The sequence below is a fragment of the Paenibacillus sp. FSL H8-0168 genome, assembly GCF_038592955.1.
Taxonomy (GTDB): Bacteria; Bacillota; Bacilli; order Paenibacillales; family Paenibacillaceae; genus Paenibacillus; species Paenibacillus polymyxa_B.
In genome coordinates this window covers 75417-87369 of record NZ_CP151948.1, presented here as the reverse complement: position 1 = coordinate 87369, position 11953 = coordinate 75417, and the positions used below count along the sequence as shown (strand labels likewise).

The window sequence follows — 11953 nt, the reverse complement described above, 5'->3', positions numbered from 1 at the left end:
CAGGAGGACAAAAGGACAGTTTAACGTGCGCTTCCACCCCGTCATTGATCCAGTGAAACAATTTCTTCCGCCTCAACCACCAATCGATCCCCTACGGAAGCCCGACCGCTTCCGAGAATATAGCCCCGCCGACGCTTGATCACTTCAAAATAGAGATCAATTCGGTCTCCAGGCTTGGCCAAGCTGTGGAATCGAATTCCATTGAGGTTAGTCAGGTATGAAATGCCTTTTTTATCAATCGCAGCGAATGCCGCTAATTGTGCAAGCGACTCCACAATCAACATAGGAGGCATGTATGGGTTAGTGTCAGTAATGAACCACTCACTCCAGGTGACAAGCTTGTATCCCTTCGCCCATTGCGACGTTTCGTACCCGGTCACGCCATCCAACAGAAGAAATGGGTACCGGTGCGGAAGCACATCCGGGATATGGATTAGCTCTTCGCTCACAGGCTTATTCCCCTTCCCACTTGCGAACAGCAAGGCAGACGTTGTGCCCTCCGAAACCAAATGAATTGCTAATCGCCGCGCGGACCTCGCGTTCCTGATATACATGCGGCACAAAGTTCAATTCAGGAGCCTCAGGATTGTCGCAATTGAGTGTCGGTGGTACTTTGCTGTGAATCATACTCTGCACAGTCGCAATTAATTCGACTGCCCCTGCACCGCCCATTAAATGACCAGTCATGGATTTAATAGACGATATCGCCAAACGGGGGGCATGCTCCCCGAATACTTTTTGAATAGCATTAATCTCCATACGATCATTAAATGGCGTACTCGTACCGTGGGCATTGACGTAGTCGATTTCCTGCGGTGTTAAGCCGCCATCCTGCAGTGCGATATTGATCGCATCTGCCGGGCCGGAGCCAGAGGGATCTGGAGCCGTGATATGATACGCATCAGTTGTGCATCCGTAACCCACAACTTCGGCCAGAATGGTGGCTCCGCGGTTCAAAGCATACTCCAACTCCTCCAGCACCAAGACTCCTGCTCCTCCACCGATGACGAATCCATCGCGATCCACATCAAACGGACGACTAGCCTTCTGCGGCTCATCATTACGTCTGGAGAGAGCATGGATATTCGCAAAAGATGCCAGATCGAGCTGACTAAAATTAGCTTCTGCTCCACCGGCAACCACGACATCAGCCGTGCCGTACTGGATCGTACGTAATGCCTCACCAATGGCATTACTTCCTGTGGCACAAGCCGTAACCACAGCAAAAGAAGGCCCCTTGGCTCCAATAGCAATGGAGATTTCACCAGGTGCTGAATTAATCATCATCGAGGAAACAAAATAAGGAGAAACTCTTTTGGGACCAAGCTTTGTTAATTTCCCAAAGTTCTCCTCTATAACGTCGAGGCCGCCTGCTCCAGAGCCGACAATAACTCCCACGCGACTTGCATTCCGCTCATCAATCACTAATTTTGATTGCTCCACTGCCTGCCGGGCAGCCGCCAAAGCAAACTGAGTGAACTGTGCGACTTTATTAGCTTCCTTCTTGCTCATATATTGCAATGGGTCAAAGCCCGTAACCTGTGCACCGATCTTTGTCGGAATGTCCGCTGTATCGAAAGCAGTGACAGGTCCGATTCCACTTTTCCCTTCCAACAGTGAATTCCAGAAATCCGTAAGATTAAGCCCGATCGGCGTTACGACTCCCTGTCCAGTCACTACAACACGTCTTCTCACTGTATCCACGTCCTTCGTTGAAATTAATTCTTAGAAGCCTGTTGCTCGTAGAGAGGAAAGTCGCCATACACATGACTGATTTTTTCATGCACATCCGCAAGATCAGCATATACCTCGACGATCACAAGCTTGTTCTCCTGATACTTTTGCCAAGCAAGCTGAAGCTGTTCCCGTGCCTCTCCCTTACTCCGAATTGCAAGACTTTCCACAAACTCGTACTGAGGAATTTGAATTCCTGTCTTGGCCGCCTCAGAAACAAACGGGAGGGACTGCCCTGTGAGATGCTTATAATTCATCTGATTCTGTAACCAACCATACCCACCATTATTGAGTACGAGATAGATTAACGGTATTTGATACTCCACCGCCGTCATAAAATCCGAACAAAAGAGATTGAACGCACCGTCACCTACAAGTGCCACTACTGGACGTTGTGTTGCCACGCTTGCTCCCAGAGCAGCAGCCGCACCGAATCCAAGACTCGTTTGATCACTAGGAACAATCGAAAGAGAGCCTTGGGCAAAGCGAAAATATGGATAAAAATAGGACCACATATCCTGCAATCCATTCTCTTGAAGAAGCACCAGATTTTCAGGGAACTCCGTCTGAATCATGTCCAGCAGCTCAGGAACGTGGATTCCAGGGGTCTTTTTCAGCTCTTCCAAATAAATAGCCCTGTGAGAAAAAGCCTCCTGTTTACAGCTCCTAATCGTTTCAAGCCACACTCCATCAGGCTCCTGGCCGCGCCGTTCAAGCCACTGCTCCACCGCTGCATATCCATCACCAAGCACCTTGATACCCCTGTACTCGTGTGCAAAATCCTCCAGATTTACATTGACTTGAATCAAAGGTGTATCCTGTAGCAAAATATCCCACTCGAAAGTAGCCGTTTCTTCCAATCGACTGCCCAGTGTGATTACCACATCAGATTCCTTCCAGATTTGTCTTAGACTAAGATCTGTATAGAGTCCCGCAACACCACAGAAGAGTTCGTGGTCTTCATCAACTACACCCCGTCCCGAGGCGGTTGCGAACAAGGCCGCTCCATGTTGGTTAGCAAACCGCTCAATCACATCACCTGTACCTGACTTCATTCCGCCTCCGACTAGAATGAGTGGCCTGCGGGCGTTCTCAATAATTCCCCACGATGCATCCAACTCCCGACGAGACGGAGAGCACGACAGCTTTTCTGGTGGGGTAAACTGAAGCCCTGTTGGCACAGGCTGGTCCATCAGATTTTCAGGGAGTTCGATATAGACAGGACCCGGTGCTCCATTGATAGCCAAAAAGGCAGCCCGCTCCATCGCCCATACAAGCCGATCCACATGCTCGACACGATAAGCCCATTTTACGAGCGGCTTCACGAGTGAGATTTGATCCGCTTCCTGAAAGGATCGGGTACCCAGCTTGTCTCCACCAGTGCCAAGCGCCAGAAGCAGAAGCGGAGCGCCCAGGTTTTTGGCTTCCAGCAGCCCTGTGAGTGTATTACTGAGCGCAGGGCCTTTCCCCACAACACACACGGACATCTGGTTGGTGGTGAGCGCATAACCTGCTGCCATGAACACAGCATTACGTTGATCTTTGCACAGGATAAAATCCATACCGGATGAGGGGAGTGACGATACGATTTTGAGATCATCACTTGGTAATCCAAAGAGATGCTGAACCCCAGCCGATTTTAAGTACCCAATGATGGCATCCCAGGGAAAGAAGCTCGCAGTCATACCAAACTCCTCTTTTCCGACAAATATTCTGCGACAATTTCTGAAATCAAGATCGGCTTCGAAATGAGCTTGAAATCGTAAAAAATATAGTTCGACATCGTGCCGTAGCCACCAAAAGGCTTATTACCTTGATCCACATCCTCAAGCGTCTGATTAATGGTCAGCGTGTGCTTCTTTCGCAGAACGTCAGTCAGGTGCTCCGATCCGTATAAGCTGCAACCCATTGCACGTTCACTGAAATAACTGGAGGAAATACGCTTGATCAATTGCTCGTCGTCTTGGTAGCTAACTACATTGAAGACTGGCGAAAAATACTCAATAATCTCCAGATTCTGATCCAATTCACTATATACAACCGTTGGCTCCATCTTTTTTGTACGGAAATCAATGCCGCCGCCGTAAATAATAAACTTATCGTTCGTGTTGAAATATTCGGAAACCGAATATAGCGTGTCTTTATAGAATATAGGGGTATAGTTTGCGTTCGGATCATCGTTGGCACCAAACACGAGTTGGTCAAGCTGTTGAATCAGCAGATCTTTGAAATGCTCACTCACATCTTGATGTACCAGAATGATGTCGGGGCCTAGGCAGTCTTGTCCAGAGTTGAACAATCTCATTCGGATCACATCGGTAACCGCCAGCTCCAGATCTGCATCAGGTCCGATGATGAAAGGATTTAGTCCTTGTCCGTAAAAAATGTAGAGCTGATCTTTTCGAATCTGTTTTTTGATCTTCTCTGCATTGGTATAGCTTCCCGTGAACACCACAATATCAGCTGGCATCACGGAATTCTCCATGAACACCTTCTGGCTAACTTTACGAATATAGATGGGTAATCCATGTACAGCCTGAAGCTTTTCATGCAGCATGTTGACGTACTCGTTTACGTGAGAAGAAGGGCGAAAGTCTATATTTTCAACGTACAGGGACGGAATCAAGAGGTATAATGCATAGGAGTACAAAATGACGTTGGAAGGCATAAATACAGCCATAGATCGTTGCCAGCTTGGCTGATAGGTCTGCACTTCTTGCAGAGCACCTTGAAGTGTGAGGATCGTGGAGTCAATTTCTGCATTGGCAGCCCGATAGGATGAAAATTGTGTGAGAATATCCATCACTTCCTGCCGATTTTCAATCAAATAATTGAGGCATTTCAGAATAGATTCATGCCTTTTCAGAAACAGTGTGTTTTCTGCCAGTTCTGGATTTATACTCATGGCACATTCTCCCTTTCCTGTATGCAGTTTTGGTATATATCTTGTTATGCTTTGCGAGAAGCAGCTTTCTCTAGAGCAACACGCTCCATCTCCAGACGATCTACTTTTCCATTGCGATTTAAAGGAAAATGATCGAGCGGAAGCAAAAGATCGGGAAACATGTATGAAGGGAGTACCTGACTCATCTCTTTGCGGAGCACAGGCACGACCTGTGAGGAATCACTTTCGATGAATGCGACAAGCAATGTCCCTTTAGCCTCATCCTCCAAGGTAATCACGCAGGATCGGTAGCCTAGCGAACCAATTCGGTCCTCGATATAGACTGGAGAGACCATATAGCCCATCCGGTTGACCGTCTTACCGCTACGACCAATGACATACAGCATTCCGTCATCCAGATAGCCCAGGTCCCCCGTCTTGAACCAGCCGTCCTGTAGAACGGATTGCGTCAGGTCTGGACGATTTAGATAACCTTCCATGCATCCAGCACTGCGTATCCACACTTCGCCTACGATACCGTCCGCCTGCTGGTTGCCTGTAGAATCTAGTATTTTCAGATCCACACCAGGTAAGGGTAGGCCACAACCCTTCGGACACTCTAGCGTCCCCAGCGTAACGTTGCCCAGTTCAGAAAGGCCGTAACCATTCAGCAGGGGCTGTCCAAATATGTTGTTAAATTTCTCTTCAAGGTCCTGGGTAAGTGGGGAACCGCCTACGCACCACATGCGCACCGGAGCTTCCTTGACCATTTCCAGTTGTTCGGGTTTTCGGTTTAGCATACGCAACAAGGTGTAAAAAGCAGAGGGGTTAGCGTCTACGACCGTCGCCCGGTCTTTCGTAATACTTGCAATGACGCTCCAGAGGTTTTTTGGATTGCAGATGATGAGAGAACATGAAGTTAACCACCAGGAGAAGATAAGTGAGATTCCATAAAAATGAGAAAAAGGCACAACGGGGAGCATATGGTCAGACGGTAGGTAGTTCATGGCGTGTATGGAATGCCTGATATTCTCCATAAAAGCTGAACCAGCTTTCACGATTCCCTTGGGTTTGCCCGTCGTACCTGAAGAATACAGAATGAGCGCATCTGACCTCTCGCACCACTTGCTAAAGTCGAGGGCTTCAAGCTTTGGCTCTCCCACCCAATCCGGGTGTACTGCTTCTTCTTGAATCAGATCTTGAATCAGAATAACGAGAGCATGAGGAAGTTCTAAATCGGAATCCGTAAGGATGCAACAGGCACCCGCTTCATCATAGATTTGGGCCACCTCATCGAGCACAGTCTGCTCGTCCACCACAGTCACCGAAACAGCAATATTGCACAGGGAGAACAGAGACACAACAAACCAATAGGAATTGGCCGCTTTCAGAATCACTCTACCGTCTTCGGGAATTCCTCTGAGCGTCAACATCCGGGAGAAGATCGTAACGTCTCGCTCCAGACGCTCCCTAGTCATAACTCCTTCAGGTGAGATAATACGGCAATCCGTATGCGTAATAAGCACAACGTTCCCTCCTTACATCCCCGTAATATGGTATCCAGCATCTACATGGATAACTTCACCCGTAATGCCTCTCGATAAATGGGAAAATAGGAATAACGCCGTATCTCCGACTTCCGACGTATCAACCGTCTTGCGTAGGGGCGTAGTTTCTTCAATATGTTTGAGCATTGTGTTAAAATCTTTAATGCCATAGGCAGCCAAGGTCCGTATCGGACCAGCGGAAATCGCATTTACACGAATGCCATATGTGCCCAGATCATTCGACAGATAGCGCATGCTGGCTTCCAGTGAAGCCTTCGCTACACCCATAACGTTGTAATTTTTGATCGCTCGTTCTGCGCCAATATACGTCATGGTGACGATACTTCCACCCTCTGTCATCAGTGGGTATACTCGACGGGATACAGCAGCCAGAGAATAGGCACTGATTTCTTGTGCAACAGCGAACCCCTCGCGAGAAGTGTCAACGAACAAGCCATCCAAATCCTCAGCCTTAGCATAGGCGACACTGTGAAAATAACCATGCAATACGCCTACTTTTTCTTTTAGAAAATCCGCCAATGCATCAAGCTCTTCATTGCTTTGTACATTACAAGGACAGACCAGTGCTCCCGGAATGGTTTCAACGAGCTTTAGTACCCGCTCTGCAACCCTCTCATTTTCGTAAGTAAAAATGAGCTGTGCTCCTTCAGCAGCTAAAGATTGAGCTGTCCCCCAGGCAATACTCCTGTTATTAGCCACGCCCATAATCAAAATGTTCTTACCGCTCAGTAGTACTGCCACAGAAACCACCTTTCTTTTTTACATTTTTAAACAAAATAACAACTTAATTGCGTATGTCTACATTTATAGACATATGTAATCTTTCCTGGAATATTATCGCGTTAATTGCCAAACTTGGATAGGCGACGTTTTAGGCAAATCACAAAATTTACTTTAAAATTTGTGTAACACATCTTGTATGCTGTCTGTCATCTCACAAGAAATAGTTGTGTTGCTTCTGTTGGTCTGTGTTCAAATCGAAAGGAATACATGTATGTGAAAAAAGGTAGCGAGGCAAAAACAAGGTGACTGTCAAAGCGAGTTAAACATAAAATCCGTATATTTTTGTAAATATTTACATCCCGATGACAGAATCACCCACCTACCGGAAGTAACCACTTCATTTTCACCAACAATGACTCTTCCGATTTGAACATCCTGAGTGACCAGCCAGATATCATCTAAGTGTAAGCCTTAACCTTTATAGACTACGCTTTTGTTTTTTGGGAGCTAAAGTATAGCTAAAGGAGACAACAAAGTCGATTGCCAGAACGATTGCCCATGTTTGCATAATGCCCTCCAAAGACATCGTACGCTGAGGATCATCAACATACACAATGATGGCGAGCAACAAAGCATTACCTATAGCCCAACCCAAAAGGTGAAGCAACCAACCTATCCGTTCCTCTTTTGCATGAGCAGCACCATACTTGCGTTCAGGCTTGGGTCCCTTACCAAACCAATGGGAGAACCGTACATCCGCCCACTTAATTAACCTATGACCAAATGCTACTGTAATACCAAAATAACAGGCCGCCAAGCCAGTAGCAGTCGTAATCTCCATGCCACTTTTCACCGTGATGAACACCGCAATCAGTAACAGGATATCAATAATGGGGGTAAATAGTAAAAGAAGACCGCCTAACTTCTTCAAGCCAAACATATACCTTGCGATCAAGCCTGCAACAACAAAAACCCAAAATAAAACTTCAGCACTAATAATAAATAAATACATAATAGATGATTCCTTTCAAATTAGAAATTGGTATTTACCAAAACTATCCCCCTTTCATGCCCACTATCATACAATATTATACATAATATTCCTAGTATTTTGTCTATAATTACATAAAAGGAAACAAATAGCCGTTTTTTTCTGCGAAAAACAGTATCTGTTCAGAACATTTCGTTTTGTTCTCAAAATGGGCATTTTACATGATATGCTACCCATAAAGAATTATGATGATCTGAAATGAAAAAAGATGTACCTATGCTAATCAGCACGGGTACATCTTTTCTACAGATACACTATCCAATTACAATATGCCCTTCGGGACGACGGTACAATGTCTTGGTCGAGCGTGGACGAATGGCATAGGCAATCGTAAGAGGACCAATCCGACCAATAAACATGGTCACACAAATAATCAGCTTGCCTGCATCAGACAATCCTGGCGTTACTCCTACGGACAAGCCTACCGTTCCGATTGCGGAAGCAGCCTCAAATGCAAGGGAGAGAAATGGGGCATCCTCTGTCATTAAGAGCAGTATAACCACAATCGAGAATATAAATAGGGCTAGTACAATAATGGTCAGCGCCCGCATCATGATATCTTTGGGGACCCTATGGCGGAAAAACACAATTTCCTTCTGTCCTCGCATGACGGCGATTAGCGCACCTACCATAAGCAGAAACGTAGTCGTTTTGATTCCTCCTCCCGTGGAGCCTGGAGAAGCACCGATAATCATCAGCAACATAATAAAAAACTGACTTGCTTGCCTTAACCCGCTGATATCGACTGTGCTCGTACCCGATGATCTCGTGGAGACCGATTGAAAGACAGCTCCATATACTTTGCCTTCCCAGTTCAGCGCGCCCAAGGTTCGTGCATTGGTAAACTCAAAAATAAATATAACCAGCGCACCAATCGCAATGAGCACTCCCGACACGCTAAGCACCATTTTGGAGTGTAGAGACAGTCTTCGGGTACGGCGAAAATCGAACAAATCACTAAGTACAAGGAAACCCAAGCCTCCAGATATAACGAGCACAGATGCAATCATATTGAAAACAAAATCTCCAGCGTACTGTTGGAAGCTAGTCCCAAACAGATCGAATCCCCCGTTATTAAAGAGGGATACGGAATGGAATATTCCATAATAGATCGCTTGTCCGACAGGCATCTCTCGCATCCACCGCAAAGCCAAGACGACAGCAGCTATCGTCTCAATGGTAAAAGAAAAGATCAGCACCTTGCGAATAATACGCACGATCCCTTCCATGCTATCGGCATTAATAGCCTCCTTAAGCAGCAATCGATCCTTTAACGATAATCGTCGCCCCAACAACAGCGCAAACAAGGTCGCTAAGGTCATAAACCCCAGACCGCCTAGCTGCATCAGCACCAAAATGACGGTTTCGCCAAACATCGTATACGTTGAATCGACGTCAACAACGACCAGTCCTGTGACACAAGCGGCTGAGACGGACGTAAAAAGCGAATCAATCCAATGCGGAGCATGACCACTATGATTGGCAACAGGAAGCATCAGTAGCAAAGTACCCAATGCAATAATCAATAAATATCCGATGACCAATATAAAAGGAGGCGATGCGAACCGACTAAGCTTGACGCTGCGTTTCATTAGAGTATTCTCTCCATCCGTTCTTATGAAAAAGAGGAACAAGACACGGGAAGCCCGGCTGATCCTCTATATTCATAATGTTATGTTATTCTACTGTTGGTTACGCATATGCGGGAAAAGCAGCACATCGCGAATGGAAGGCGCATCTGTCAGCAACATAACCAAACGATCGATGCCGATGCCCAGTCCACCTGTTGGTGGCATCCCGTATTCCAAGGCGCGGATAAAGTCATCATCCATTTCATGCGCCTCGTCGTTACCGTGCTCACGTTCCAGCAATTGTGCTTCAAAACGTTGGCGCTGATCGATTGGATCATTCAGCTCAGTGAACGCATTCGCATGCTCACGAGCAACCACGAACAACTCGAAGCGATCCGTAAACCGCGGATCTTGTTCGTTTTTCTTGGCCAACGGTGAGATTTCAACCGGATGTCCAGTAATAAAGGTCGGTTGAATAAGCGTTTCCTCTACGAACTGCTCAAAGAATGCATTCAGGATATGGCCAAATGTCATATGCGGTTCAACCGAAACTTTATGCTCTTTCGCAAGACGATGAGCTTCTTCATTACTCATCTGCACGCTAAAGTCTACGCCTGTTACTTCTTTAACAGCATCAACCATGGAGACTCTGCGCCATTGCGGCGTCAGATCCACTTCCTGGCCTTGATATTGAATGTGTTGTGTGCCTAGTACTTCCTGCGCAATATGTGCAACCATGTTTTCCGTCAATTGCATGATATCTTTATAATCAGCATACGCTTCATACAGTTCAATCATCGTAAACTCAGGGTTATGGCGGGTCGAAATACCTTCATTACGGTAAACACGACCGATCTCATATACTTTCTCCATTCCGCCGACAATTAGTCGTTTCAAATGGAGTTCAATAGCAATACGCATATAAAGCTGCATGTCCAATGCATTATGGTGCGTAACAAATGGCTTCGCTGCCGCCCCGCCAGCAATAGAATGCAATGTTGGAGTTTCAACTTCCAAATAGCCGAGCGAATCGAGATAACGACGCATGGATTGAATAATACGGGACCGTGTAATGAACGTTTTTTGTACTTCAGGGTTCATAACCAAATCGACATACCGCTGACGGTAACGTAATTCAACATCCTTCAGGCCATGATATTTCTCTGGTAATGGATACAAGGATTTGGACAAGACCTCAATATCCAGCACTTTGATTGTCGTTTCGCCTGTTTTGGTTTTAAAGAGCACACCCTTAACACCAACAATATCGCCCAGATCCAAAATACCAAATGCTTTATATTTGGATTCAGGTACCGTGTCTTGACGAACATAAATTTGAATACGTCCACTAAGATCCTGTATATGAGCAAAGCTGGCTTTCCCCATCACACGTTTAGCCATAATACGGCCTGCTATGCTAACTTCAATATTCTTTTCTTCCAGTTCTTCCTTAGTCAAACTGTCATACTTGCTCAGTAGTACGCCCGCTTCAGCCGTGCGTATGTATTTGCGTCCAAAAGGATCAATGCCCAATGAGCGAAGCTCGTCCAATTTGGCACGGCGAATTTGCAATAGTTCACTTAATTCCTCGCGATTTTCTTGTGATTCCTGGTTAGTAGTTTCATCCGACATGGTGCTAAATCAGCTCCTTCAATATGAATAGACGGGCCGGGGTCCGTCCGGGTGTAGAGAAAAAAAGCTTCCACAAGGAAGCTTTTACATTAAATTCCAAAGTCCGTGTCTTATTTCTTGATATCCACGATTTTATATTGAATAACGCCTGCTGGAACGGTGACATCCACAACAGTTCCCTTTTTCTTACCGAGAATTGCCTTGCCAACCGGACTTTCATTCGAAATCTTGTTTTGTAGCGGATCAGATTCGGCTGAACCTACGATAGCATACTCTGTAATATCTCCGAATTCCAAATCTTCAACGGTCACAGTTGCGCCTACTCCCACAACATCGGTGTCAATTTCATCACTATTGATAATGCGGGCATTGCGTAGCATCTTTTCCAACGTAATTACACGGCCTTCAATAAAGGCCTGCTCATTCTTCGCATCCTCATATTCGGAGTTTTCACTAATATCTCCGTATCCGATGGCTACCTTAATCCGTTCAGCCACTTCGCGGCGTTTGACAGACTTTAAGTTCTCAAGCTCATCTTCGAGCTTTCTAAGACCTTCCTGTGTCAGAATGACTTCTTTATCGCTCATCTTAACCGATTCTCCTGTCATGGGAAAAGTTTAAAAGTGCATCGGAATGCACGCTTTCAAAACATAATATGCCACTCTGAGGGAATGAGAACATTTCCTGCTGTTGTCTTGAGAGCTGCACACAATTTGTAGCATACATCAAGATTTTATACTGAACGATTATAGGGCAAGCAATTGGAAAAGTCAATCGCGTGCACAGGCCG

At 46.0% G+C, this 11953-nt stretch carries 10 protein-coding genes; all 10 read right to left on the bottom strand.

All coding sequences use genetic code 11. From position 1 onward, the window contains the following. Positions 1-41 precede the first annotated feature (41 nt). The 10 genes from MHI21_RS00410 to greA all read right to left on the bottom strand — a co-directional run bounded on the left by MHI21_RS00410 (position 42) and on the right by greA (position 11750). The gene (locus tag MHI21_RS00410) at positions 42-449 is read right to left on the bottom strand and encodes a 3-hydroxyacyl-ACP dehydratase FabZ family protein (protein WP_025721676.1); all 408 of its coding nucleotides are present in this window, start codon (positions 447-449) and stop codon (positions 42-44) included. Between the two features lie 4 nt (positions 450-453). Then, a complete protein-coding gene (fabF, locus tag MHI21_RS00405; protein ID WP_342419186.1) occupies positions 454-1695 on the bottom strand; it encodes a beta-ketoacyl-ACP synthase II in 1242 nt (413 codons plus the stop codon). A gap of 23 nt (positions 1696-1718) precedes the next feature. Next, positions 1719-3419: a thiamine pyrophosphate-binding protein gene (locus tag MHI21_RS00400; RefSeq protein ID WP_165179773.1), complete on the bottom strand. Its 1701-nt coding sequence runs from the start codon at positions 3417-3419 to the stop codon at positions 1719-1721. After that, the gene (locus MHI21_RS00395) at positions 3416-4639 is read right to left on the bottom strand and encodes an aldehyde dehydrogenase family protein (protein ID WP_103049295.1); all 1224 of its coding nucleotides are present in this window, start codon (positions 4637-4639) and stop codon (positions 3416-3418) included. The genes MHI21_RS00400 and MHI21_RS00395 overlap by 4 nt, the downstream gene beginning before the upstream one ends. Positions 4640-4683: 44 nt before the next feature. After that, positions 4684-6144 carry a class I adenylate-forming enzyme family protein gene (locus MHI21_RS00390; RefSeq protein ID WP_053324333.1) on the bottom strand — a complete coding sequence of 487 codons (1461 nt, stop codon included), beginning with the start codon at positions 6142-6144 and terminating at the stop codon, positions 4684-4686. Positions 6145-6156: 12 nt separating this feature from the next. Next, entirely contained in the window at positions 6157-6927 is a 771-nt protein-coding gene (gene fabI, locus MHI21_RS00385) for an enoyl-ACP reductase FabI (RefSeq protein ID WP_013308164.1), read from the bottom strand. Positions 6928-7387: 460 nt separating this feature from the next. After that, positions 7388-7921 (bottom strand): hypothetical protein, encoded by a 534-nt coding sequence (locus MHI21_RS00380; RefSeq protein ID WP_165179770.1) that lies wholly within the window; start codon positions 7919-7921, stop codon positions 7388-7390. A gap of 293 nt (positions 7922-8214) precedes the next feature. Next, positions 8215-9552 (bottom strand): TrkH family potassium uptake protein, encoded by a 1338-nt coding sequence (locus MHI21_RS00375; protein ID WP_342419185.1) that lies wholly within the window; start codon positions 9550-9552, stop codon positions 8215-8217. A gap of 90 nt (positions 9553-9642) precedes the next feature. Continuing rightward, positions 9643-11163: a lysine--tRNA ligase gene (gene lysS / locus MHI21_RS00370; RefSeq protein WP_061831234.1), complete on the bottom strand. Its 1521-nt coding sequence runs from the start codon at positions 11161-11163 to the stop codon at positions 9643-9645. Between the two features lie 110 nt (positions 11164-11273). Continuing rightward, on the bottom strand, positions 11274-11750 hold the full coding sequence (greA, locus tag MHI21_RS00365) for a transcription elongation factor GreA (protein ID WP_013308160.1): 477 nt from the start codon (positions 11748-11750) through the stop codon (positions 11274-11276). Between the last annotated feature and the right edge of the window lie 203 nt (positions 11751-11953).

Coding starts and splice junctions, on each gene's coding strand:
- MHI21_RS00375 (WP_342419185.1), bottom strand. CDS start 9,552: ATGAAACGCAGCGTCAAGCTTAGTCGGTTCGCATCGCCTCCTTTTATA.
- MHI21_RS00395 (WP_103049295.1), bottom strand. CDS start 4,639: ATGAGTATAAATCCAGAACTGGCAGAAAACACACTGTTTCTGAAAAGG.
- MHI21_RS00380 (WP_165179770.1), bottom strand. CDS start 7,921: ATGTATTTATTTATTATTAGTGCTGAAGTTTTATTTTGGGTTTTTGTT.
- greA (WP_013308160.1), bottom strand. CDS start 11,750: ATGAGCGATAAAGAAGTCATTCTGACACAGGAAGGTCTTAGAAAGCTC.
- lysS (WP_061831234.1), bottom strand. CDS start 11,163: ATGTCGGATGAAACTACTAACCAGGAATCACAAGAAAATCGCGAGGAA.
- MHI21_RS00400 (WP_165179773.1), bottom strand. CDS start 3,419: ATGACTGCGAGCTTCTTTCCCTGGGATGCCATCATTGGGTACTTAAAA.